Origin of the sequence: Lysobacter sp. 22409 (genome assembly GCF_052045105.1) — a bacterium.
Classification (GTDB): domain Bacteria; phylum Pseudomonadota; class Gammaproteobacteria; order Xanthomonadales; family Xanthomonadaceae; genus Lysobacter; species Lysobacter antibioticus_B.
The window spans coordinates 17202-40484 of record NZ_JBQEOE010000003.1; the positions used below are offsets into that span (position 1 = coordinate 17202).

The 23283-nt window shown below is 67.2% G+C and carries 20 protein-coding genes; 9 read left to right on the top strand and 11 right to left on the bottom strand.

What is annotated here, in order from left to right:
• Window positions 1–5: 5 nt before the first annotated feature.
• The 6 genes from ACTJJK_RS02150 to ffh form a co-directional block, all read right to left on the bottom strand.
• The gene (locus tag ACTJJK_RS02150) at window positions 6–371 is read right to left on the bottom strand and encodes a hypothetical protein (protein WP_152566190.1); all 366 of its coding nucleotides are present in this window, start codon (window positions 369–371) and stop codon (window positions 6–8) included.
• Window positions 372–665: 294 nt separating this feature from the next.
• Window positions 666–1073 carry a 50S ribosomal protein L19 gene (gene rplS, locus ACTJJK_RS02155; RefSeq protein ID WP_223619390.1) on the bottom strand — a complete coding sequence of 136 codons (408 nt, stop codon included), beginning with the start codon at window positions 1071–1073 and terminating at the stop codon, window positions 666–668.
• Window positions 1074–1209: 136 nt separating this feature from the next.
• Entirely contained in the window at window positions 1210–2046 is an 837-nt protein-coding gene (gene trmD, locus ACTJJK_RS02160; protein WP_440729348.1) for a tRNA (guanosine(37)-N1)-methyltransferase TrmD, read from the bottom strand.
• A gap of 112 nt (window positions 2047–2158) precedes the next feature.
• Window positions 2159–2674, bottom strand: a complete 516-nt coding sequence (gene rimM / locus ACTJJK_RS02165; protein ID WP_031371750.1) for a ribosome maturation factor RimM — start codon at window positions 2672–2674, stop codon at window positions 2159–2161.
• A 44-nt stretch (window positions 2675–2718) separates the two neighbouring features.
• Complete coding sequence (gene rpsP / locus ACTJJK_RS02170; RefSeq protein ID WP_031371749.1) at window positions 2719–2976, bottom strand: 30S ribosomal protein S16; 258 nt, start codon at window positions 2974–2976, stop codon at window positions 2719–2721.
• A gap of 306 nt (window positions 2977–3282) precedes the next feature.
• Entirely contained in the window at window positions 3283–4650 is a 1368-nt protein-coding gene (gene ffh, locus ACTJJK_RS02175) for a signal recognition particle protein (protein WP_223619387.1), read from the bottom strand.
• A 151-nt stretch (window positions 4651–4801) separates the two neighbouring features.
• On the opposite strand from ffh, the gene ACTJJK_RS02180 reads away from it, so the two are divergent.
• The 6 genes from ACTJJK_RS02180 to ACTJJK_RS02205 all read left to right on the top strand — a co-directional run bounded on the left by ACTJJK_RS02180 (window position 4802) and on the right by ACTJJK_RS02205 (window position 11539).
• A complete protein-coding gene (locus tag ACTJJK_RS02180) occupies window positions 4802–5593 on the top strand; it encodes a cytochrome C assembly family protein (protein WP_223619386.1) in 792 nt (263 codons plus the stop codon).
• A gap of 30 nt (window positions 5594–5623) precedes the next feature.
• On the top strand, window positions 5624–6289 hold the full coding sequence (locus ACTJJK_RS02185; protein ID WP_051884831.1) for a CPBP family intramembrane glutamic endopeptidase: 666 nt from the start codon (window positions 5624–5626) through the stop codon (window positions 6287–6289).
• 204 nt (window positions 6290–6493) lie between these two features.
• The gene (locus ACTJJK_RS02190; RefSeq protein WP_031371745.1) at window positions 6494–6952 is read left to right on the top strand and encodes a MarR family winged helix-turn-helix transcriptional regulator; all 459 of its coding nucleotides are present in this window, start codon (window positions 6494–6496) and stop codon (window positions 6950–6952) included.
• A 3-nt stretch (window positions 6953–6955) separates the two neighbouring features.
• A complete protein-coding gene (locus tag ACTJJK_RS02195; protein WP_440729349.1) occupies window positions 6956–8491 on the top strand; it encodes an efflux transporter outer membrane subunit in 1536 nt (511 codons plus the stop codon).
• Window positions 8488–9681 (top strand): efflux RND transporter periplasmic adaptor subunit, encoded by a 1194-nt coding sequence (locus tag ACTJJK_RS02200; protein ID WP_440729350.1) that lies wholly within the window; start codon window positions 8488–8490, stop codon window positions 9679–9681. The genes ACTJJK_RS02195 and ACTJJK_RS02200 overlap by 4 nt, the downstream gene beginning before the upstream one ends.
• A gap of 277 nt (window positions 9682–9958) precedes the next feature.
• Window positions 9959–11539, top strand: coding sequence for a DHA2 family efflux MFS transporter permease subunit (locus ACTJJK_RS02205; protein WP_031371742.1), 1581 nt, complete (start codon window positions 9959–9961; stop codon window positions 11537–11539).
• A gap of 146 nt (window positions 11540–11685) precedes the next feature.
• On the opposite strand, the gene ACTJJK_RS02210 is transcribed toward ACTJJK_RS02205, so the two are convergent.
• Complete coding sequence (locus tag ACTJJK_RS02210) at window positions 11686–13401, bottom strand: hydrogenase maturation protein (RefSeq protein WP_200875817.1); 1716 nt, start codon at window positions 13399–13401, stop codon at window positions 11686–11688.
• A gap of 44 nt (window positions 13402–13445) precedes the next feature.
• Here ACTJJK_RS02210 and ACTJJK_RS02215 point away from each other — a divergent pair, with 44 nt between their 5' ends.
• Together ACTJJK_RS02215 and ACTJJK_RS02220 are read left to right on the top strand one after the other, a co-directional pair.
• The gene (locus ACTJJK_RS02215; protein WP_152566189.1) at window positions 13446–13994 is read left to right on the top strand and encodes a hypothetical protein; all 549 of its coding nucleotides are present in this window, start codon (window positions 13446–13448) and stop codon (window positions 13992–13994) included.
• 490 nt (window positions 13995–14484) lie between these two features.
• Complete coding sequence (locus ACTJJK_RS02220) at window positions 14485–14910, top strand: glutaredoxin family protein (protein WP_223619380.1); 426 nt, start codon at window positions 14485–14487, stop codon at window positions 14908–14910.
• A gap of 45 nt (window positions 14911–14955) precedes the next feature.
• Here ACTJJK_RS02220 and ACTJJK_RS02225 read toward each other — a convergent pair whose 3' ends face one another.
• From ACTJJK_RS02225 to ACTJJK_RS02235, 3 genes are all read right to left on the bottom strand, one after another.
• Window positions 14956–15546: a hypothetical protein gene (locus ACTJJK_RS02225; RefSeq protein WP_440729351.1), complete on the bottom strand. Its 591-nt coding sequence runs from the start codon at window positions 15544–15546 to the stop codon at window positions 14956–14958.
• Window positions 15543–16958, bottom strand: a complete 1416-nt coding sequence (gene radA, locus ACTJJK_RS02230; RefSeq protein WP_031371737.1) for a DNA repair protein RadA — start codon at window positions 16956–16958, stop codon at window positions 15543–15545. Before radA ends, ACTJJK_RS02225 begins: the two co-directional genes overlap by 4 nt.
• Window positions 16959–17237: 279 nt before the next feature.
• The gene (locus tag ACTJJK_RS02235) at window positions 17238–17531 is read right to left on the bottom strand and encodes a hypothetical protein (RefSeq protein WP_031371736.1); all 294 of its coding nucleotides are present in this window, start codon (window positions 17529–17531) and stop codon (window positions 17238–17240) included.
• A 524-nt stretch (window positions 17532–18055) separates the two neighbouring features.
• On the opposite strand from ACTJJK_RS02235, the gene ACTJJK_RS02240 reads away from it, so the two are divergent.
• Window positions 18056–22414: an Ig-like domain-containing protein gene (locus ACTJJK_RS02240; protein WP_440729352.1), complete on the top strand. Its 4359-nt coding sequence runs from the start codon at window positions 18056–18058 to the stop codon at window positions 22412–22414.
• Window positions 22415–22519: 105 nt separating this feature from the next.
• Here ACTJJK_RS02240 and ACTJJK_RS02245 read toward each other — a convergent pair whose 3' ends face one another.
• The gene (locus ACTJJK_RS02245) at window positions 22520–23182 is read right to left on the bottom strand and encodes a hypothetical protein (RefSeq protein ID WP_440729353.1); all 663 of its coding nucleotides are present in this window, start codon (window positions 23180–23182) and stop codon (window positions 22520–22522) included.
• Window positions 23183–23283: the final 101 nt, after the last annotated feature.

A 23283-nucleotide genomic window follows, 5' to 3' on the forward strand; every position in this document is an offset into this window, starting at 1 on the left:
CAGGGTCAGATGTCCTGCAACGGCAGCGTAAATACCCCGGCCTCGCCCTTGTCGAAGGCCTCGCGCCAGATGCGGTAGCCCTCCAGGTCGCTCTCGCGTACCGGCAGATGGCCGATTACCCGCGGCTCGACCTCGGCCACGCGCGTGCCGACGATGGGGAAATGGCCGAGCAGGCGCAGGCTCTTGAGTTCGGCGACCTCGTCGACGTGCTCGCGCAGCACTTCCTCGGCGGTGTGGGTGTCGAACTTGCGCAGCGACAAGGCGTCGCGGCCGTCGGGCAAGGCATCGATACGCTGCACCCAGAAGAATCCCCAGGCGCCGTCGCTGCGCAGATAGGTGCAGATATCGCCTTCGGACAAACCGGGATTCACGTTGCGCTCTCCTGCCGCGGGGGCGGCATCGTGCGGGCGGCGCCGCGTCGGGAATCTAGCGCGAACCGGCCCCGGCGTATATTCCGGGAGCGGTCGAAAAGCGGGGCCGTTGCGGCCTATGTCGCGGACGCGCTCGGCGGCTGCGTCAGCAGCGCGGCGGCGACGTCGAAAGCCGGCGAGAACCGGCCCGTTCCAGCCGCCGCTGTTTCGCTTCGGCCTGACGCCGCCGGAAACGAAAACGGCCGCCTTGCGGCGGCCGTTCGATGCGCTGCGCGGTGAGGCGCGGCGACGGGATTACTCGGCTGCGGTAGCCGCGGCAGCGCTCTTGGCGCGCGCGTAGGCAGCGAGGTCTTCCTTGATGCGGGCCTTCTTGCCTTCCAGGCCGCGCAGGTAGTACAGCTTGCCGGCGCGAACCTTACCGCGGCGCTTGACGTCGACCGAGTCGATGATCGCGCTGTGGGTCTGGAAGACGCGCTCGACGCCGAAGCCGTGCGAAATCTTGCGAACGGTGAACGAGGAGTTCAGGCCGCCGTTCTTCTTGGCGATGACCACGCCTTCATAGGCCTGGACGCGCTCGCGGTTGCCTTCCTTGACCTTGACGTTGACCACGACGGTGTCGCCGGGGCTGAAGTCGGGCAGCTTGCGCTGGATCTGTTCGGCTTCGAAGTTCTGCAGCAGGGTGTGGATAGAGGGCTTGTTCATGGGTGCGGCCTGTTGGATTAGTTGTTGCGCGAGTGCACGTGGACCCGCGTCATGGCATCGGTACAGCAAATGGGTACGGCTAAGCGGCTAATTATAGCGGCATTTTTTATCGGGTTGCCAGCTTGGGCTGCCCGTCTCAGGCCGTCCGACCCGGGCCGGGAGCCTTGGCCGGGGCCTGATCGGCACTGGAAACGCTTCCAGCCCCGCCCTCGCCCGGCTCTGCGGCGGCCTGCGAGGCGGCCAGCTCGGCCCGGTAGGCCTCCAGCAGCTTGCGGTCGGCCTTGGACAAAGCCGCCTCGTCGAGCAGGTCGGGCCGGCGCTGCCAGGTCCGGCCCAGCGCCTGTTGCCGGCGCCAGCGCGCGATATGGGCGTGGTTGCCCGACATCAGCACCACCGGCACGCCGCCGAGCTCGTGCTCGACCGGGCGGGTGTAATGCGGGCAGTCGAGCAGGCCGTCCTCGAAACTGTCCTGGACCGCCGACTCGGCGTCGTTGAGGGCGCCGTCCTGGAGCCGGGCGACCGCATCGACGATCACCGCCGCAGCGAGTTCGCCGCCGGACAGGACGTAGTCGCCGATCGAGACTTCCTCGTCGACCTCGGCCTGGATCAGGCGCTCGTCGACGCCTTCATAGCGGCCGCACAACAGGATCAGGCGCTCGTGGGCGGCCAGTTCGCGGACCTTGGCCTGGTCCAGGCGCACGCCTTGCGGGCTCATATAGACCACCCGCGCCGGGGTCGGATCGGCCGCGCGCGCGGCGCGGATCGCGGCACGCAGCGGCTCGATCAGCATCACCATGCCGGGACCGCCGCCGAACGGACGTTCGTCGACGCGGCGGTAGTTGCCCTCGGCGTAATCGCGCGGATTCCAGCCGTGCAGCGACAGCAGCCCACGTTCGCCGGCACGGCCGACCACGCCGAACGCGGCGCACTGGGCGACGAATTCGGGGAACAGGCTGATGACGTCGATGCGCATGGGAGCGAGGAACGAGTGCCCAGTAAAGAAAAACGAGTGGCAATGCGGGAACTGCCGAAACGCTGCGAGAGAGACGGGAACGCATTCGTTCCTCGTTCCTCTTCACTCGTTCCTAGAACTCGGGATCCCAGTCGACCGTGACCGTATTGTTGTCGAAATCGACCGAAGTGACGTACTGCGGGAGTACGAACGGAATCATGCGCTCGCGGGTGTCGTCGCGGGCGACCAGCACGTCGTTGGCGCCGGTGGAAAACAGGTGCGAGACCGTGCCGAGCGAAACGCCCTCGGTCGTGACCACGCGCAGGCCTTCCAGGTCGACCCAGTAGTATTCGCCGGCCTTGGGCGGCGGCAGCGCCGAACGCGGCACGTAGATCTCGGTGCCGTGCATGGCCTCGACCGTGTCGCGATCGGTGACTTCGGGGAAATTGGCGATCAGGTACTTGCCGCTTTCGCGCCCGCGCACGCCCGAAAGCTCGCGCTCGCGGCCCTGCGGGTCGCGCACGATCCAGGGCTGGTAGCGGAAGATCGCAACGCGCGGCTCGGTCCAGGACTCGAGCTTGGCTTCGCCGCGAAGACCGAAAGCGCCAAGCACCCTGCCCAGCAGGATGCGGCGCGTGGAATCTGTCATCGGTGCGGTAATCGGGCCGCGCGCCAGGCGCGCGGCCCGCCGGCTCAGGCGGCCGGAGCGGCCTTGACGGCCTGCTTGTACAGGTCGGCGACCTTTTCGGTCAGCTGCGCGCCCTGGGAGACCCAGTGCTTCACGCGCTCGACGTTGAGCTCGACGCGCTTTTCGGCGCCGGCGGCCACCGGGTTGTAGAAACCGACGCGCTCGATGTTGCGGCCGTCGCGGGCGCTGCGGCTGTCGGTGACGATGATGTGGTAGAACGGACGCTTCTTGGCGCCGCCGCGGGTCAGTCGAATCTTGACCATGGGGTCTGCTTTCCTGTGTTGCCCAGCCGTCGGAATGACGGGGTAAGCCGGAAAGTCTAACCGATTCCGCGGCTTGGGCAAACCCGGGCCCTGCCCCAAGCCCGAATCGGGCCGAATCGTGGGCTTCCGGGGCCTCATTCCTGAACAAAGCCGCTTCCAGCCCCGTAGTGGCTGCAGCTGAGCCGGCTGTCGCAGAGGTCAGGCCGCCGGCTCGGCTCAGGCCGAACTCGTTGCACATCGAATCCGCATAAAACCAAAACGGCGACCGAACGGCCGCCGTTTTTTATCGGCACGCGCGACGCACGATCAGCGGAACGGCATGCCGCCGCGACCGCCCATCATGCCCTTCATGCCGCGCATCAAACCCTTCATGCCGCCGCCGGACAGCTTGCTCATCATCTTTTCCATCTGCTGATACTGCTTCATCAGCTTGTTGACGTCGGCCGGGGTCAGGCCCGCGCCCTTGGCAATGCGCGCGCGGCGCGAACCGTTGAGCAGGCCCGGGTTACGGCGCTCTTTCTTGGTCATCGAATTGATGATCGCGACCATGCGCGGCACTTCCTTGCCGGTGACCTGGTTCTTGACCGACTCGGGGATCTGGCCCATGCCCGGCAGCTTGTCCATGAGGCCGTGCAGGCCGCCCATGTTCTGCATCTGCTCGAGCTGGTCCTTCATGTCGTTGAGGTCGAATTTCTTGCCCTTGGCGACCTTCTCGGCGAGCTTCTGCGCCTTGTCCTTGTCGACCTGCTGCTCGACCTGCTCGACCAGCGACAGCACGTCGCCCATGTCGAGAATGCGGCTGGCGACGCGATCGGGGTGGAACACGTCGAGGCCGTCGGGCTTCTCGCCGACGCCGATGAACTTGATCGGGCGGCCGGTGACGTAGCGCACCGACAAGGCCGCGCCGCCGCGGGCGTCGCCGTCGGTCTTGGTCAGCACTACGCCGGTCAACGGCAGGGCTTCGCTGAAGGCCTTGGCGGTGATCGCGGCGTCCTGGCCGGTCATCGAGTCGACCACGAACAGGGTCTCGACCGGCGCGGCGGCGGCGTGCAGCGCCTTGATCTCGCTCATCATCGCTTCGTCGATGGCGAGGCGGCCGGCGGTATCGACCAGCAGCACGTCGACGTACGATTTGCGCGCGTCGGCGATCGCCGCGCGGACGATGTCCACGGGCTTCTGCGACGAGTCCGAGGCGAAGAACAACACCTCGACCTGCTCGGCAAGCTGTTTGAGCTGCTCGATCGCGGCCGGGCGGTAGACGTCGGCCGAGACCACCATGACCTTCTTCTTGCGGCGCTCGCGCAGATGCTTGGCGAGCTTGCCGACAGTGGTGGTCTTGCCGGCGCCTTGCAGACCGGCCATCAGGATCACCGCCGGCGCCGGCACGTTGAGGTTCAGGTCGGCGGCCTGCGAGCCCATGACCGTGGTCAGCTCGTCGCGCACCACCTTGATCAGGGCCTGGCCCGGGGTCAGGCTCTTCAGCACTTCCTGGCCGACCGCGCGGATCTTGATGCGCTCGATCAGGGCCTGCACGACCGGCAGGGCCACGTCGGCCTCGAGCAGGGCGATGCGGACCTCGCGCAGCGATTCGCGGATGTTTTCCTCGGTCAGACGGCCGCGGCCACGCAGGCGCTCGATGGTGCCGGAGAGGCGTTGGGTCAGGGATTCGAACATGCGCGCGCTACCTGCGTTGGGGCCGGCGCGACCGGGACGATGCCGGGCGGCCTTGCCGTATGGGTCTGATAAGACCGCGAAGTATAGCCCGGCGCGCGAATCCGCCATCCGGTCGCTGCAGATCGCCATGCCGCTATGCCACACTGCCGCGATGACAATCGTTCTCATCGCCGTCGCGCTCTACCTCGTCGCCAGCGGACTGCTGATCGCAGCGGTGCGCCACGACGTCGGGCGACAGGCGCGGTTGTGGCTGCTGCCGGCCAATCTGGCGGTGCTGTTGCACGGCGCCGCCCACTTCCTCGCCTGGCGCGCCGCTGGCGGTGCCGACCTGCATTTCTTCGCCGCGCTGTCGCTGGTCGGCCTGGGCATGGCCGCGCTGACCGCGATCGTCGGCGCCTCCGGGCGCATGGCCGCGCTCGGGGTGGTCGTGTTCCCGCTCGCCGCGCTGATGCTCGGCGCCTATCAGTTCAACGGCCACGTCCAGCATCCCGCGCCGCTGGACTGGCGCCTGCAGTTGCACGCCTGGTTCGCCCTGCTCGCCTACGCCACCCTGGCCGTCGCCGCCCTGTTCGCGTTGATGCTGTGGCTGCAGGAACGCGCCCTGCGCCGGCGCGAGTTCCACGGTTGGCTGCGCGCCCTGCCGCCGCTGGTCGAGCTGGAAAGCCTGTTGTTCCGCACCATCGCGGTCGGCTTCGCCCTGTTGACCGCGACCCTGCTGACCGGGGTGCTGTTCGTCGAGAACCTGTTCGCCCAGCATCTTGTGCACAAGACCGTGCTCAGCGTGCTGTCCTGGCTGGCCTTCGGCGGACTGCTGCTGGGGCGCTGGCGTTACGGCTGGCGTGGGACCACTGCGGTGCGCTGGACCCTGGCGGCGATGATCCTGTTGGTGCTGGCCTTCTTCGGCAGTAAGTTCGTCCTCGAACTGGTCCTGCGCAGGACCTGAGTCACCGCCTCACTCACGACCGGCACAGGCATGGACCGCTGGATCAAGTCGCTTTCGGCGCGCAACGAATTCGTCTTCGTGCTGGTGCTGGCGTTCGCCTGGCCGGTCCTCGGCAGCCTGACCGCCGTCGCCTACCCGCAACCGCCGACACCGATCGACGGCGCCGGGCTGGCTTCGATCCTGAGCCTGGAAATCCCGGTGTTGGCGGTGCTCGCGGTGTTCCTGTCGCTGCGCGGCTGGAACCTGGCCAGGCTCGGCCCGGCACCGGCGAAAACCGACCTGCCGCTGGGCCTGGCCCTGGCCGTACTGACCGCGATGCTGTTCTGGCTGCTGCAGGCCCTGGCGCTCGCGTTCGGCCTGAGCCTGCCGCCGGTCGACGAAGCGGTGCCGGTCGCCAGCGACATCGGCTGGCCGATGCGGCTCGCGGCCTCGGTGGTGAACGGCTTTTACGAGGAAGCCCTGGTGTGCGGTTATCTGATCACGGCGATGCGCGAGCGCCGCAGCACCTGGACCGCGATCCACCTGAGCACCGCGATCCGCACCGCCTACCACCTCTACCAGGGCAGCGTCGGGGTGATCTCGATCGTGCCGATGGGCTTGCTGTACGCCTGGCTGTACGCCCGCACCGGCCGGCTCTGGCCACTGGTGGTGGCCCATATCGTCCTGGATGTTTGGGCACTGAGCCTTCCGAGCTGAGTGTTCCCGACGGCAGCCGGCGCCCCGCCGCGTGGCCCGTCGAACCTGCTCTTGCCAGGTAATAACCCAACAAATCAGCCACCTGCCGGCGAGCATGAGGCGGACAGCGCCTGTGTGCACGATTCGTCGACTTGGCTTAACCGGCGCTTGCCGGAACAATATTTGCCTTGACAACTATTGCCTGGGCGCAGATTATTCGGCGCCATGACCACCCCCAATCCGAACCAGCCCTGCTCGACCTCGAACCTCGGCCTGCTGTTCCGCCAGGTCCGCGACGCGATGTGGGCACAGATGGAACGCGAGCTGGCGCAGGCCGGCCACGATCTGACCTTCAGCCAGTTCATCACCCTCAAGGAACTCGCGATCGGCACCGCCGGCGTGACCGAGCTGGCCCGCGCCGCCCAGCTCAATCCCGGGGCGATGACGCGCCTGCTCGACAAGCTGGAAAGCCGCGGCCTGGTCGCGCGCGTCGCCGATCCCGACGATCGCCGCGCCATCAACATCCACCTGACCGAGGCCGGTTCGGCGATCTGGAGCGATATCGACCAATGCGGCCGACGCGTGCGCGAACGCGCGATGGCCGGCCTAAGCGAAGACGACCGCGACCAGCTTTACCGTCTGCTCGAACAGGTTCGCGACAACCTCTCCCTTTCCGGTTCCTGAGCCATGTCACCCATCGACACTCGCCCGCGCCGCGGGCTGCTCCTCGTGCTCGCGCCGCTCGCCGCGGCCTTGATCCTCGCCGGCTGCGCCAGCACCCGCGGCCTTGTCCCCGAAGGGCGCGCGCTCGACGCCGACGACCTGGCGACCCAGCGCAGCTTCGCCGGCGCCCCGCGGTCCGAGACGTCGCTATCCGAGGCGACGTTCCCCAAGCGCGACTGGTGGACCTCGCTCGGCGACGCGCAATTGAATGGCTTGATCGACGAAGCCCTGGCCGGCACGCCGGGCCTGGACGCCGCCGACGCGCGCGTGCGCCAGGCCGTCGCCCAGGCCGGCCTCGCCGATGCCGCGCGCAAGGCCACCCTCGGCGGCAGCGCCCAGTATTCCGGCCTGCAACTGCCCGAGACGGTCGCCCCCGAACCGCTCGGCGGCAAATACAGCGGCGTGGAAGTGCTGTCGCTGAGCTTCAAGTACAGCCCCGATCTGTGGGGCGGCAAACGCGCGCGCTGGCATGCCGCACTCGGCCAGGCCCGCGCCGCCGAAGTGGAGTCCCAGGCCGCGCGCCTGACCCTGTCGTCGAACATCGCCCGCGCCTACGTCTCGCTGGCGAAGGCTTATGCCGGGTTCGACGTCGCCCAGGCCGAGAAGCAACGCTCCGAGCATCTGCTCGGCCTCGGCCGCCAGCGGGTCAAGGCCGGTCTCGACAATCAACTGCAGATCCGCAACGCCGAAAGCGCCAGCGCCGCCGCCGATCAGCAGATGCAATCGGCGCAGCAGCAGATCGATGCCACCCGCAACGCCATCGCCGCCTTGCTCGGCAAGGGCCCAGACCGCGGCCTCGACATCGCGCGCCCGTCCCTACTCAGCGCGAAATCGCCGGCGGTGCCGGCGGTGACCTCGAGCGAATTGCTCGGCCATCGTCCCGACGTGGTCGCCGCGCGTTGGCGCGTGGAAGCCGCATCGCACGGGATCAAGGCCGCCAAAGCCGATTTCTATCCGAGCGTGAATCTCAGCGCGATGCTCGGGCTGGCCTCGGGCGGCCTGTCGGATCTGTTCGGCAGCGATGCCGTGCTGATCCAGGGCGGCCCGGCCATCAGCCTGCCGATCTTCGACGGCGGCCGTCTGCGCAACCAACTCGCCGAAAGCGATGCCGAGTACGACCTCGCCGTCGCCAACTACAACCAGAACCTGGTCGCGGCCTTGCGCGAAGTCGCCGATGCCCTGCAGGCCTCGCGTTCGCTCGATACGCAGTTGGTTTCGGCGCAGCAGGCGCGCGATGCCGCGCAACAGGCCTGGCAGATCGCCAGTACCCGCTACCGCGCCGGCCTGGGCACGCAGCTCGACGTGCTGTCGGCGCAGCGCCCGCTGTTGCAGCTCGACCAACAGCTCGCCGGTTTGCGCGCACAACGCTTGGCCGCGGCGATCGAACTCGACCGCGCGCTCGGCGGCGGTCTCGAACTGCGCGCGCCCGACCCGGTCGCCGCGAAGCACCCCGTCGCCATTTCCGATTCCAGCGTTATCGCCAAGGCCTCCACGCCATGACCACCGAAATCAATCCGCAAGCCGCGGCCGCAGCCGCCGCCCCGCCGTCCAACGGCAAGCGCCGCAAGGCGCTGTTGATCCTGCTCAGCGTGGTCGCGGTCGCCGCGATCGCATGGGGCCTGTACTACATGCTGGTGCTGCGTTGGCATCAGGACACCGACGACGCCTACGTACAGGGCAACGTCGTCAGCATCACCCCGCAAACCCTGGGCACCGTGGTCAGCATCGGCGCCGACGACGGCATGAAGGTGAGCGCCGGCCAAGTGCTGGTCCAGCTCGATCCGAACGACGCCCAGGTCGCCTACGACCAGGCCACCGCCAACCTCGCCAACACCGTGCGCCAAGTGCGCGGTCTGTTCAGCGCGGTCGATGCCGGCCAAGCCGATCTGTCGGCACGCCAAGTCGCGGTGCAGAAGGCGCGTGCCGACGTGAAGCGCCGCGAAGGCCTGGTCGCCGGCGGCGCGGTCTCGGCCGAAGAGCTCGCCCACGCCCGCGACGAACTCGCCGCGGCCGAAGCGGCACTATCGTCCTCGCGCGGTTCGCTGGCGCGCAATCGCGCCTTGGTCGACGCCACCACCGTCGCCAAGCAGCCGCAAGTCGCCGCGGCCGCGGCGCAATTGCGCCAGGCCTATCTGAACCTGCAGCGCGCGGCCATCGTCGCGCCGGTCGACGGCTATGTCGCCAAGCGCAGCGTGCAGCTCGGCCAACGCGTCCAGCCCGGCACCGCGTTGATGACGATCGTGCCGCTGGAGCAGGTCTGGATCGAAGCCAACTTCAAGGAAACCCAGCTCGCCGACATGCGCATCGGCCAGCCGGTCGAACTGCACTCGGACCTGTACGGCAGCGACGTGACCTACCAGGGCAAGCTGGTCAGCCTCGGCATGGGCACCGGCAGCGCCTTCTCGCTGTTGCCGGCGCAGAACGCCAGCGGCAACTGGATCAAGATCATCCAACGCGTGCCGGTGCGCATCGAAATCGAGCCCAAGCAACTCGTCGAACACCCGTTGCGCCTGGGCCTGAGCATGCACGTCGACGTCGGCATCCGCGAACGCGGCGGCGCCGTGCTCGCCGCCGCGCCGCCGGCCAAGCCGCTGCTGAGCACCCAGGCCTATGCCAAGCAGTTGTCCGAAGCCGATGCGGTGATCGCGAACATCGTCCGCGAGAATTTGCCCGGCACGCACCACGGTTGACGAACGCGCGACCGGATCCGCTTCTCAGGCGCGATCCGGTCACGCAACTACCCCGCAGCAAAGACGAAGCGCCTCCCCCACGTCGTTCTTCGTCTGTCGCGACGCATCGCATCGAAGCAGCCGCGCCATCGGCGCCGCTTCGTCCCCTCCCCCGGCGATGCGTCGCGAGCTCTGAGACCGCCATTCCGGCACAAGCCGGAATGGCGGGAATCGGACGCTTTGGTTCCCGCTTTTGGTCCCGCGCCCGCGCGGCCCAACCGAACAGACAGGCAGATCCATGTCCGCCACCACGGCCAATGCCGGCGCCGCCCCCGCAGCGCCCACGCAAGCGGGCTTCCGCCCGCCGAACATCGCGCTGACCACGCTGGGCCTGGCCCTGGCGTCGTTCATGCAGGTGCTCGACATCACCATCGCCAACGTCTCGTTGCCGACCATCGCCGGCAACCTCGGCGGCAGCAGCAGCCAGGCGACCTGGGTCATCACCTCGTTCGCGGTCAGCAATGCGATCGCCCTGCCGCTGACCGGTTTCTTCACCCGCCGCTTCGGCGAGCGCAAATTGTTCATGTGGGCGACGCTGGCGTTCGTGGTCGCATCCCTGCTGTGCGGCCTGGCCAGCAGCATGGGCCTGCTGGTCACCGCGCGCGCCCTGCAGGGTTTCGTAGCCGGCCCGATGTACCCGGTCACCCAGGCCTTGTTGATCTCGATCTACCCACCGCATAAACGCGGACAGGCGATCGCATTGTTGGCGATGGTCACGGTGGTGGCGCCGATCGCAGGCCCCATCCTGGGCGGCTGGATCACCGACAACTACAGCTGGGAATGGATCTTCTTCATCAACATTCCCATCGGCATCTTCGCCAGCCTGGTGGTCGGCAGCCAGTTGCGCGGCCGCCCGGAGAAACTCGAACGCCCGAAGATGGACTACATGGGGCTGATGACCCTGATCGTCGGCGTGGGCGCGCTGCAGGTCCTGCTCGACCTGGGCAACGACGAAGACTGGTTCAACTCGACCAAGATCGTGATCCTGGCGATCGTCTCGGTGATCGCGCTGACCGTGTTCGTGATCTGGGAGCTGACCGAGCGCGACCCGATCGTCAACCTGCGCCTGTTCCGCCATCGCAACTTCGCCGCCGGCACCGCGGCGATGGTGCTGGCCTACTCGGCGTTCTTCGCGGTCGGCCTGCTGGTGCCGCTGTGGCTGCAGCGCAACCTGGGCTATACCCCGATCTGGGCCGGTTTCGCCACCGCGCCGATCGGCATCCTGCCTGTGTTGCTGACGCCTTTCGTCGGCCTGTACGCGACCCGCTTCGATCTGCGCATGGTCGCCAGCTTCGCCTTCATCGCGATGGCCTTCACCAGCTTCATCCGCTCAGGCTTCAACCTCGACGTCGACTTCAACCACGTCGCGATGGTGCAGCTGTGGCAGGGCCTGGGCGTGGCACTGTTCTTCATGCCGGTGCTGACGATCCTGTTGTCGGACCTGGAGCCGCACGAGATCGCCGCGGGCTCGGGCCTGGCCACCTTCGTGCGCACCCTCGGCGGCAGCTTCGCCGCCTCGTTGACCACCTGGGGCTGGAACCAGCGCAGCACTATCCACCATGCACAACTCACCGAGCACATCGGCGCCTACGACCCGGCGGTGCTGCAGACCGTCGATACGCTCGGCCGCGGCGACCTGCAACGCGGCGCGGTCAGCCTGAACCAGATGATTTCGCAGCAGGCCGCCCAGATCGGCTTCAACGAGATCTTCCACCTGCTCGGCATCCTGTTCCTGGCGGTGATCGTCATCGTCTGGTTCGCCAAACCGCCGTTCACCGCCAAGCTCGGCGGCGGCGCGGCCGCAGCCGGCGGACATTGATCGCGGCGAATCGCTCCCCCCACGATCCAGCACCTTGCCGCACTGGTAACGCCGCAGCGGATGCTATCAACGACAGGCCGGGTTCGTCCGGCCTGTCGCCTTTCGCGTCTTGTTCCCTCACGGCCGCAGCCGTATCGATGCCGGACTCAGGCCGGCACCCGCACCGTGGGCTGCGCCACCGGCGCCGCCTCGCAGACCTCCGCCGCGCACTTCAATACGAAACGCTGCCGCGCCTCGTGGTAGCTGCGATCGGCGCCGAAGAAATTGCGGTACATGTGCGCGAGCTCTTCGGCACCGTAACTTTCCAGCGGCTTGCGGCGTTCGTCGGCGGCGCGGCGGCGACGCTTGAGCGCCAAGGCCTTGCGACAACTCGCCGGATCGGCCGCGCGCTCCGCGCGCTGTTCGACATGGGCGACGAAATCGGCTGCACTCGAACCGAACGCAGCGTCGATCAGGCCGATGCGCTCAGCACCGGCGGCGCCGATGGGACGCAGGCCCTCGGTCAGCTCCTGGGCCAAGGTGTCGCCGACCCGACGCGGCAACAGATAGGTCCAATACTCCGAGCCGTATAGCCCGCCCATGCTCTTGTAGTGCGGATTCATCACCACGCCGCGCCGCGCCCACACCTGGTCCGCAGCCAAGGCCAGGATCACCCCGCCGGCACCGGCATTGCCCTGCATCGCCGAGATCACCAGGTGGCTGTCGGTCAGCACAATCTCGCGCACCAGAGCGTTCATCGCCAGGATGTTGCGCCACGACTCCAGCGCCGGATCGTTCGAGGCCTGAATGGTGTTGAGGTGGATGCCGTTCGACCACAGGTCGGCGCCGCCCATCAAGACGATCGCCCGGGTCGGGCGCTGCCGCGCCTGCAGGAAAGCGGTGCGTAACCGATCGCATTGCGCGGTCGACATCGCGCCGTTGTAGAAGTCGAAATGCAGGTAGCCGATGGCGCCGACTTCGCGATAACGGATCTGCCGGTAACCGTGGTCGCGCCGCCCGGCGACCGACATGGCCGGCCTCGATGCGCGCTCGATCACCCCCTGCATGCGCCGCTCGCCGAGCACCTGGGTCGCCGGCAGCTTGATCCCGTCCTTTTCGCGCAGATGGCTGAGCCAGACCGCGCCGTCGCCGGTCGCCACACAGACCGCGCCTTCGCGCCATCCGAGCAGCTCGCCCGGACGGCCGCGCAAGGCGCGCTCGGGGTGGGCGCCGAACACTTGGCAACGCAGTCCGGCCAGTTCGGCGCGCGCGCCCGGATAGCTGTCGGCGCAGCGCACGCGCGCCAGCACCGACGCGGTGTCGAGCTGCCAGTCGATCGATCGTTCGGAGGGGCGCATCGAGGCGCGCAGGCGTCCGCGCACCTCGGCCCTACCGTAGTCGAGCGGCTGCGGGCGATAGCCGCCCTCGGCGTAGCGTTCCACCGCCTGCAGCAAAGCACGGATCGCGGCATCGGTGACTTCGTGCCGATACAGCTGGCTCTTGGACGCGCCGCGCATGGCGAAGCCGGCGCTGGCCCAGATGTCGCCGGCGTCCATCTCGGCCGCCGCCTGCAACACCGTTACCCCCCAGTCGTGTTCGCCGTCGAGGATCGCCCAGTCCAGCGAGGACGGCCCACGGTCGCCGACGATGCCGGGGTGGACGATCAGGCAGGTGTGGTGGGTCCAGATGTCGTCGGGAATCGCCGACTTGAGCATCGGCGCGACGATCAGCTGCGGCCGCTCGCGCGCGACCGCGGCACGCATCGTGTCGGCATCGGCGGCGACTTGCACGCTGACCTCATGGCCGAGATCGGTCAGCTCGACCCAGGCGCGCTGCGCAAGGCCGTTGTACGCGGTGCACAGGAACAGGATACGCAGCGCCATCGCACGCTCCATGTCACGACGAAGCGTCGAATTTGTGCCATCGCATGTTCATATTCCTGAGCGGCGATCACAAATTTCTGCTGCGCCGCAGCGGGATCGCGAATTCTCGACGGCCATCGCCGTTCCAGGAAGAACTGCGGAAAACAGGTGCTTTCGTTGACCGTCGCGGCTGCCACGCTACGTTTGGCTACGGGCGACGACCGTCTGTTTTGACAGTTGCCCGGCGCGCGCCGCGCCGATTCGGCATCCTCGCCAGGCGACGGCGGATCCGTTGCACGCGCGGCGCCGGGGACGCAACGCCGCCTGTTCTCGTGGAGCGTCCAGGAACGGCCGCGATCGCGGCCTCATCGCCCATGACGGGCTCAAGGAGAGGACTGATGTTGAAGCGCACGACCACCAAGCTGTTCGCCATCTGCGCGTTCTGTTTCGGCATGGCGTTTTCGTTGAGCGCCATCGGCTCCGGCGGTTGCCAGAGCTGTTGGGATGCTTGCCAGGCGGAGTTCGATTACTGCATCGACGCCGGCTACCCCGCGCAAAATTGCCAGATCACCTGGCGCAGCTGCGGCATTTCCTGCGGTTGCCCGATCCCCTGAGCCGCTCGCGCGGCCGGCAGGCGCCAACACGCCTGCCGGCCGCGTTCGATGCGCAAGATCGTGATGCATCGCAGCGAAGACCGTCTTCGGCGCACCGGGCGCGGCAGTCGGAACGTTCGCCACGAACGCGCCGAACGCTCCAACTGGCGACCGGAGCGGTGTTTAGCAACGCCGATCACATCGGCAGAGCGGCCGGGCCATCGCGCCGGATCGCGACGGTGCTATAACTCCGAGCGTCCAGTGACGGACCAGGAGCAACAGTGACGTTGACGCCCTCCACCGGCTTATCTCCGCAGGCCGCATCGCTTCCGTTACACCGCTCCCGAAGCCCGGCACCCGCCCGGATCGCCGTACTGGCCGCTACCCGCATACCCCCATCGCCTGTCGGCGAACGCATCCGCCCTGCAGCGGCCGCGCTCGCTGGCCTGCGCGATCACCCCATCACAGCCACCGCCGGCCCGCGCACGCTCCGGCTCTACGAGGACATGGAATGAACTTCAAATCGATCCTGACGACGATCCTGGTCGTGGCGCTGGCGCTCGGCCTCGGCGTTGGTGCCGGCTACCTGGTCCGCAACAGCGGCCTGCTCGGCAACGGCGGAGGCGGCGGCGGTGCGGTGGTGACCCAGGGCGATTACTCGTCGGTCTACGCCAAGGCCGGCGGCGAGGTGGTGATGTATTCGTTGTCGACCTGCCCCTTCTGCAAACAGGCGCGTGCCGTGCTCGAGAAACAGAACGTCAAGTTCGTCGAACGCATCATCGACCAGGACAAGGATGCCAAGGTCGAGGCCGACGGCCTGAAGATCAAGAGCGTGCCGACCTTGTACATCGGCGACCAGAGCTTGCAGGGCTACGACGAAGCCAAGCTGGTCGAACTGATCAATGCGCACGGCAAGGCGGCCAAGCCGGCGGCCTGAGGCCGGCGCGGTTCGACTTACCTCGCCGGCCCGGCCTCCACCGGCTTAGCCGGCGAGGACCTGCAGGCCGCAGGCGAACGCTGCGCCGAGCAGCGTTCCGCCGATCACTTCGGCCAGGGTGTGTCGCGCCAGTTTCAGGCGCGACCACGCCAACAACGGCAGCAGCAACAGCGCAACGGTTGCCAGCGCCGACCGCAGCGAAAACAGCGACACCCCGGCGAACGCCAGGCTCGCCATGTGCAGGGACAGTTTGATCCAGCGGTTGAGCAAGGCCGCCGCGACCAGCATCGCCGCGACCGCGAGTATCCCCTGCCCCATTGGTGCCGCGCGTTCGCGCATCCACCACCAACAGATCGCCAGCACCGCGAGCAACACCGCATACAGCAGCGGCCGCTCGCTGCGATGCGAGGCATCCACAGTCGACCACTGCCCGCTCCGGCGACGCTGGACCACGAAAGCCCAGCTCACCGACACCGCCACCGCGACCCCGCACACCGCCGACCAGAACGCCTGCGGCGCGAGCACCCGCACGCTGACCATCGTCAAGGCGATGAACACCGCGAACGGATGCAGGACGATCGATACCCAGCGGGCGAACCCGCCTGGTTTGCCGAGTTCGCGCTCGCTGCCGCTCACGCCGCGTCCAAGGCCTCGGACAGGCGTTCGACCGCGATCACTTCCATCTCGCCGATACGGCCGCCGCGCGGGGCGTTGCCCTTGGCCACGATGGCGCGCTTGAAGCCGTGGGTCGCGGCTTCCTTGAGACGGTCCTCGCCGTTCGGCACCGGGCGGATCTCGCCGGACAGGCCGACTTCGCCGAAGGCGACGGTGTGCTCGGCCAATGGCTGATCGCGCAGCGAGGACAGCACCGCCAGCAGCACCGGCAGGTCGGCCGCGGTTTCCTGCACCCGGATGCCGCCGACCACGTTGACGAACACGTCCTGGTCGCCGACCGAGATGCCGCCGTGGCGATGCAGCACAGCGAGCAGCATCGCCAGACGGTTCTGCTCCATGCCGACCGCGACCCGGCGCGGGTTCGACAGCGGCGAGGAATCGACCAGTGCCTGCACCTCGACCAGCAACGGCCGGGTGCCTTCGCGCGTCACCATGACGCAGCTGCCCGGCTGCGGGCTGCGGCTGCCCGACAGGAAGATCGCCGAAGGATTCGGCACCTCGCGCAGGCCCTTATCGCTCATCGCGAACACGCCGAGCTCGTTGACCGCGCCGAAGCGGTTCTTGAATGCGCGCAGCACGCGGAAACGGCTGCCGCTCTCGCCTTCGAAATACAGCACCGCATCGACCATGTGTTCGAGCACGCGCGGGCCGGCGATGCCGCCCTCCTTGGTGACATGGCCGACCAGGAACACCGCGGTGCCGGTTTCCTTGGCGTAGCGCACGAGCCGTGCCGCGCTTTCGCGGACCTGGCTGACCGATCCCGGCGCGGCGCCGAGTTGTTCGGTCCACAGGGTCTGCACCGAGTCGGCGACGATCAGCGCCGGCTTGGTCGCGGCGGCGTGTTCGAGAATGCGCTCCACACCGGTCTCGGCCAGCGCATGCACGCCGTCGAGCGGCAGGCCGAGGCGCGCGGCCCGGCCGGCGACTTGCGACAGCGATTCTTCGCCGGTGACATACAAACCCGGCAGGGTCTGGGCCATGCGCGTGATCGCCTGCAGCAACAGGGTCGACTTGCCGATGCCGGGGTCGCCGCCGACCAGCACGACCGCGCCGTGCACCAGGCCGCCGCCGAGAACGCGGTCGAACTCGCCGATGCCGGTGCTGACCCGCGACTCTTCGCTATGGCGCACGTCCTTCAAAGCGGTCACCGCGGGCGCATCGACACGTCCGGCCCAACTCGAACGGCGGCTGGCGGCCACGCCGCCGCCCGCGCCGGCCTTGGCCGCCGGTTCGACGATGAACTCGCTTAGGGTGTTCCAGCCGCCGCATTCGCCGCACTGCCCCTGCCATTTGTTGTAGTCGGCGCCGCACTCCGAACAAACGTAGGCGGTGCGGGCGGCCTTGGCGGCGGACTTGCCGGGCGATTTGGACATATTCGACATGGGTGGCGATTGACAATCGATGCGGCACGAAGCCGCACTGTAGCCGCTCGCAGTCGCATGCTGCGAGATTGGCCGCGCAACTCATTGATCCGCCGAGGCAAGCGACACGGTCCGCGGCTTCGCCGAGGATCGATGAGCCGACAGAACCAAAGGCGCGCCGCTCCAAACGGCGCCGGAGCCTCGCCGCCCCACCTGAATCGATCGAGCCAGCGTTCGCTTCGCCGAACGCGCCCGAAGACCGCCCGCAGGCGACCCCGCGGCGCCGAGAGCTCAGGCCGCGAAGGGCTGGTGGTGTTCGGGATAGATCGCGCGCAGATTCTGCTGCGGGATCGCCAGCAGGCCGCCGACGTCGTGCGAGGCGACGATGCTGTAGCCGCGCGCATCGATGTCCTTGGCGATCGTGTGCCAGTCCAGCTTCGGCATCGCCATCGAAGTGTCGATGGTCCAACCGAAGCGCAAGGCGCCGAGGGCCTTCATTTCGTCCAGCGGCAACCAGCTGTCGGCAGGTGCGACCACATAACCCTCGTCCTCACCCACCACGAATACGTCTACGCGCATTTTCATCAGTGCCTTTGCTGTATTTGCTGCAAGCCGGCGCATGGTGTCGATCGGCCCGATAAAAAAAGGTGAAGAAGGAATTAGCGATTTGCAGAAGCGCCGCGGGTTGCTGATCTTGGATTCAAGATCTATGCAAGTTGATGACAGAAACGCAGGACTCCGTGCTGCCCTGCAGCTTGACAAGACAAGGTCTCAGGCATTGCGACGCAAGCGTTTCAAACTGAACGCCACGGCGAGGATGAAGCACATTCACCCGTCTACCGTCGCGCCCGGGCTTCGGGTTAAATAGCGGCGCGACCCGTCGCTCGGTCGGTGCACAGCGAGCTTCGCTTGGCATCCGAACCCATGCCGGCCGCCATCCATCCGTCATTAGTTCAAGGCCCCGTTTTCTCCGGGGTCGCTCTGGGGAGAGCACCCGCGACATGCACGCACGCATTCGGACCGACCGTGTTCCGTCTCGGTTCGCTCGTGCGTCATCGCCAAGGTGGCTGCCCGCCTCCATCGAAACGTCTCTACACAAGGAACCCGCCATGAGGCCCAAGCAACAGGAAGTTCGCAGGAATTGGCGTTGGAGCGCAGCGGCCTTGGCCCTGACCCTGACGATGGGATCGTCGGCACTGCTGTCGAGCAGCGCCGGCGCCGCTTCGGAGCCACTGCCGCAAACGCTCGCTCACCGCTTGGCGGCCGATGCGCGCGAAGGCCGCGCGCAATTGCCGGACGGCCGCTGGCTGGTGTTTGAGCGCAGCGGCGCCGCATTGGTCTTGATGGAGGACCGCGAAGGCGGCGCAGCCCTGCGTCGCTGGCCGCTTTCCTCGCCGCGCCGCTGGGCCAGCCTGAGCCTGCTGCCGAGCGGACGGGTATTGATCTGGGGCGGCGTCGACGGCAAGGGTCATGTACATCAAGGCGGTCTGTGGTTCGACCCGGCATCGCGCAGCTTGAGCAGCAGCGGCCCGCTCAAGCTGCTGCCGCGTGCCGGCCATGCCGCCACCGTACTCAGCGACGGCCGCCTGCTGCTCACCGGCGGTTGGACCCCGGGCAGCGTCGGCATCGCCCAGGCCGAGCTGTGGGACGAACGCAGCGCTTCGGTATCGGTGCCGAAGGGGCTCTCGACTCCACCGCGCATCGGCCATCGCAGCCGGATCGAGAACGACGGCCGTGTGCGCCTTTCCGGCGGCGTCGACGGCCAAGGCCGCCCTATCGCCCAGGATCAACGCTACGACCCGGCTCGGCAGAGCTTCGAGGCCGCCGGCGTAGCTTCTGCCCAGGCCACCGACAACGGCCGGGCCCCCAAGTTGATGGCGGCTTTCCCGCAGGACCTGGCTCAGGGTGTTGCGCCGGACTCGCGACTGTCGCTGCGCTTCGACCAACCCTTGCGCGTGGCGGAATTGAACGCCGCCAGCGTCACCCTGCTCGGCCCGCGCGGCTTCGCCGCCGTCCAGGTCACTCCAGCCGAGGCCGGCCGCTTGCTGTTCGTGACGCCGCGGCAACCGATGCAACCCAACGCAGCGTATTCGCTGTTGGTCGACGGCGTGCACGCGCGCAACGGCAAATCGCTGGCGACGACGCTGATCGATTTCGAAACCGGGACGGCCGGCCCGCGCCCATCGCCGCAACCCGCAGCGCCGGTCGCGACCGCACCGCGCATGGCGGCCGCTTCGACGACGGCATCGGTCAGCGGCACGCTCGCACCCGACGGCAACCCTGTGGACGTCGAGTCGCAGACGCCGGGGCAAGAGATCACCGTGCCGTTCACGATCTCGCAAACCGGCGACTACGGCCTGGGCGTCAGCGAGCTGAACTTGAGCGCAGGCACCTCGGCGACCGTGAAAGTCACCCGCAGCGGCAGCACCGTGGTCAGCACCAACTGCACGGCTCAATACGCGGGATGCGCGCTCAACCTGGCCAAACTCAGCACCGGCAGCTATGTATTGAGCGCGCGTCCGACCTCGAGTACCGCAACGATCAAGTTCAAGGCCACGCTGAGTCGCGACGCTGGAACGCTGCTTCAGCCCGGCGCCGCCTTTCCGCTGAGCCTGAGCTATCGCGGCCAGAACGGCCGTCCGGTGTTCAACGGCAGCGCCAATCAGCAAGTCAGCCTGCGCATCGCCGGGCAAGCCACGCTGCCGGCCGGCCGCGACATCGGCTACGTCGTCTACAACCCGGCCGGCGCGGCCATCAAGACCAGCGTGATTTCCGCGGCGACCGCCTCGATCAACCTCGTGCTGCCGAGCACCGGACGCTACACCGTCCTGGTCGACCCGCTCTATGGCGAAACCGCGAATACTCAGATCACTCTGACCCAGGGCTTCAGCGACGTACTGGTCGCCGACGGCGATTCGATGGACCTGGCCTCGCCGACCGAAGGCAAATCGGCTGCGGTCGATTTCTACGTCACCGCGGGGGCCAAGCTGGGCTTGGGCTTCAGCAACCTGGCCCTTACCGGTGCGCCAGCGGGAGACCCGGCGATCGCAGTGCTGACCAAACCCGATGGCAGCCAAAGCACGCTGGGCAATTGTTTCGTCGCCAACGGCGGTTGCGACTTCAATCTCAGCGGCCTGGCGGCCGGTATGCACAACATCCGACTCGGCTCGTATTCGGCCACGGCCCGGGTCTCGGTCACCGCGACCTTGAGCAACGACAAAACAGGTCCCCTGCCTTCGACCCCGACGCCGTTCGCGTTGGATCGTCGTGGCCAGAATGCGCGCCTGTGGTTCGATGCCAGCGCCGGGCAAACCGTGGCACTGGCGTACTCGCAGTTGCTCAGCGCCCCGGCCAATCGGGCGGTCGCGATCACCGTGTACCGGCCTGACGGAATCGCCTTGAAAACCAACAGCTCGCGCTCGCCGGCGGCTACCCTCAATCTGCCCAGCCTGCCGGCGACCGGACGTTATTCGGTACTGGTCGATACCGAACTCGGTGCCACGGTGTCGATGGACCTGTGGCTCGCGACCGGCGTCGATGAAAGCCTTGCGCTCGACGGCAGCAGCATCGACGCCGCGGCACAGAACGCCGGACAGAATTTCTACTTCCGTATGTCGAACCCGCAGACCGGCAATATCGGCCTCGGCTTCAGCGAACTGTCGGCCCCAGACCTCGGCAACGGCCGCGTCAAAGTCAGCGTCCTGTCCAGCGGCGGCGCCAGCGTGCATACGGAAGAGTGCAGCCTCTCGCTGGGCGGTTGCGACCTCAACCTGACGAATCTCGCCAGCGGCAATTACAGCATCGTCGTCGAACCGCTGGGCCAGCAGAAACTGAGCCTGCGTGCGACCGCCAGTACCCAGCTCACCGGGTCGCTGCTCGGGGAAACTCCATTCGCCCTTGCCATTACCCGCCCCGGCCAGGATGCCCTGCTCGGCTTCAACCTGCCCCAGGCACAGGACGTGGCCTTGGGCGTCTACCAACACGCGACCCAACCGGTCGGCCGCAGCGTCGCCTACAGCGTCTACAAGCCCGATGGCAGCCTGATCCTGCACCGTTCGGTCGATGCCGACCAATCGCTCTTTCTGCCAGGTCTCGCCGCAGGCGCCTATACGATCAGAATCGACCCCACCGAAGGCGAAACCGCCAACGCGCAACTGATCCTGCACACACCCAAGACCGGTGTATTGACGGTCGACGGCGATTCCGTGCCGATGTCCACCCAGGCCGCGGGCCAGGAAATCCACCTGAGTTTCGAAGCGCAACAAGGCGCCAACCTGGGCCTCGGCATTTCGGAATTGAGCGGCTCGACTTCGGCTGCGGCCTTGCTCAAGGCTTACCGACCGGATGGCACTCAACTGCATTCGCAGTCGTGCGCACCGCCGGGCTGCAGCATGAACTTCAAGAACCTGGATGCGGGTATCTACACGGTCCGGATTTCCGATAGCGCTCCACCGCCGCCGGCCCGCTCGCTGCTCGCGACACTGAGCTCAGACCTGGAAGGCAGCGTGGGCGCGAACGCCCCGACCACGATCTCCTTGAACCGCCCGGGCCTCAATGGCCGCTACCGTTTCAATGCGGTGGCCGGACAGAACCTGGCACTGACGATCTCCAATGTCGCGACCGTGCCGGCGTTCGGGGATGTCGATTACACCCTGTATCTGCCCGATGGCAGTCAGCGCACCGGCAGGTCGCAAAAGGGTTACACCTTCAACCTGGACGCGCTTGCGCTGACCGGCGAATACATGCTGTTCGTCGATCCATCCAAGGCGATGCAGTTGAGCGGCAAGATCGGACTCGTGCTCGGAGAAAGCGGCCATATCGTCGCCGACGGCGATCCGGTCAACTTCGCCACTCAGCTTCACGGTCAGTCGCTGTATTTCACCTTCGATGCGGCGCAGGGCGAATACCTCGACCTGGGCTTGAGCGAGTTCCAGCTCGACGGCGCTTCGGGCGACTACAAGATCTTCGTGGTTCCGCTGGCCGACGGCCCCACGCGCGAGGGTTACTGCGTCATGCAAGGTCCCTGCAGCATGCGTCTGAAGGACCTCGCGGCCGGCCGTTATCTGGTCGCCCTGGAGCCGTACTGGCAGGACCCCGACCGCTACAGCCCCTTCAGCACGACCGCGACCCTCAGCCGCGAACTCTCCGGAACCTTGAGCCTCGACCAGCCGCAGACCGTGACGATTCCACGCCACGGCCAAGTCATGCGAATGACCCTGCCTGTGGTCGCGGGACAAAAGCTGCTGCTGAAAGTCGCCGGCCAATCGACCGCTCCCACGGGAAGCGTCGTCGGCTATGGCGTCCAGACGCCGACCGGCGGACCGGTGGTGTCGAGCGGCAACGCCAACGAGGCCGCGACCTTCAACCTGAACTACCTGACCACCAGCGGCGACTACCTGGTGACGATCACCAATGGGCACGCGACGAGTGCGCAGATGCAGGTGGTGGTCGAGCAGGCACCGCAGTAAAGCGAGCGGTGCATTCGTAAGGGACCGCACAAAGCCCCGCTCCGGCGGGGCTTTGTTTTGGCGACCGTCGAACGATTCCGTTGCGCGATTCGCGAGTCCTCAACGCTAGGCGATATAGCGCTTGACCTGATCCCGGGTGATGCGCAGAAAACGCGCGATGGCATCGAGGTGCTCGTTGTTCTCGCGCAGACGCGATTCCTTCGGTGCGACCACCACCGGCTCGAATTCGTTGGGCTTCTTGGAGTTCTGTACCACGTGATAACCCCACACCATGCCCTGGTCGAACACCTTGCCGCTGGGCATGTCGACCACGTAATTGGCGAACTTGGTGGTGGTGTCGCCCTCGAAGCGGCCATTGACGAAGCGGTTGTTGAACTCGCGCGGCGTATCGATCAGCCAGCATTCGGTCGGCGACAGATGGCGGGTCGGCTGACCCGCGTAGTACTGCGAATGCGCGCCTATGAAGACGCCCGGCTCGCTATACAAGCAATTGCGCATCGGTTGCTGCCCCACAGTGGGGTCGCGCTTGTCGACGTTCCACTGACGGATCTGGGTATGCGGGAACACCGCCGTCTGCGGGAAGATCAGTTGGATCAACCCGATCTCGCTGTTCTGAGGCGCAGCGCGTGCAAAACGCGTCTTGAAGTCGCCGCCGTACTGCAAGGCAGCGTCCGGCGCGAACACGTTCTCGGGCGCAGCCAGGTAGGGATGCAACTGCAGGTGAAACTTACCCGCATCGAAATTCTGCTCGGGCCAGTAATTGCTCATGACGGTATTCCTCGTGTCGGAACGGCGAAATCTCCCCGCTCCGTCGCCGTCCCTGCGGTCCGCCCGCCAACGCCGCGCCGGCCGGGGGCCGCTATTACCAA

Coding starts and splice junctions, on each gene's coding strand:
- ACTJJK_RS02185 (WP_051884831.1), top strand. CDS start 5,624: ATGGACCGCTGGATCAAGTCGCTTTCGGCGCGCAACGAATTCGTCTTC.
- ACTJJK_RS02220 (WP_223619380.1), top strand. CDS start 14,485: ATGAACTTCAAATCGATCCTGACGACGATCCTGGTCGTGGCGCTGGCG.
- ACTJJK_RS02190 (WP_031371745.1), top strand. CDS start 6,494: ATGACCACCCCCAATCCGAACCAGCCCTGCTCGACCTCGAACCTCGGC.
- ACTJJK_RS02200 (WP_440729350.1), top strand. CDS start 8,488: ATGACCACCGAAATCAATCCGCAAGCCGCGGCCGCAGCCGCCGCCCCG.
- rpsP (WP_031371749.1), bottom strand. CDS start 2,976: ATGGTCAAGATTCGACTGACCCGCGGCGGCGCCAAGAAGCGTCCGTTC.
- rimM (WP_031371750.1), bottom strand. CDS start 2,674: ATGACAGATTCCACGCGCCGCATCCTGCTGGGCAGGGTGCTTGGCGCT.
- ACTJJK_RS02235 (WP_031371736.1), bottom strand. CDS start 17,531: ATGAAAATGCGCGTAGACGTATTCGTGGTGGGTGAGGACGAGGGTTAT.
- radA (WP_031371737.1), bottom strand. CDS start 16,958: ATGTCCAAATCGCCCGGCAAGTCCGCCGCCAAGGCCGCCCGCACCGCC.
- ACTJJK_RS02240 (WP_440729352.1), top strand. CDS start 18,056: ATGAGGCCCAAGCAACAGGAAGTTCGCAGGAATTGGCGTTGGAGCGCA.
- ACTJJK_RS02210 (WP_200875817.1), bottom strand. CDS start 13,401: ATGGCGCTGCGTATCCTGTTCCTGTGCACCGCGTACAACGGCCTTGCG.
- ACTJJK_RS02195 (WP_440729349.1), top strand. CDS start 6,956: ATGTCACCCATCGACACTCGCCCGCGCCGCGGGCTGCTCCTCGTGCTC.
- rplS (WP_223619390.1), bottom strand. CDS start 1,073: ATGAACAAGCCCTCTATCCACACCCTGCTGCAGAACTTCGAAGCCGAA.
- ACTJJK_RS02205 (WP_031371742.1), top strand. CDS start 9,959: ATGTCCGCCACCACGGCCAATGCCGGCGCCGCCCCCGCAGCGCCCACG.
- trmD (WP_440729348.1), bottom strand. CDS start 2,046: ATGCGCATCGACGTCATCAGCCTGTTCCCCGAATTCGTCGCCCAGTGC.
- ACTJJK_RS02180 (WP_223619386.1), top strand. CDS start 4,802: ATGACAATCGTTCTCATCGCCGTCGCGCTCTACCTCGTCGCCAGCGGA.
- ACTJJK_RS02245 (WP_440729353.1), bottom strand. CDS start 23,182: ATGAGCAATTACTGGCCCGAGCAGAATTTCGATGCGGGTAAGTTTCAC.
- ffh (WP_223619387.1), bottom strand. CDS start 4,650: ATGTTCGAATCCCTGACCCAACGCCTCTCCGGCACCATCGAGCGCCTG.
- ACTJJK_RS02215 (WP_152566189.1), top strand. CDS start 13,446: ATGTTCATATTCCTGAGCGGCGATCACAAATTTCTGCTGCGCCGCAGC.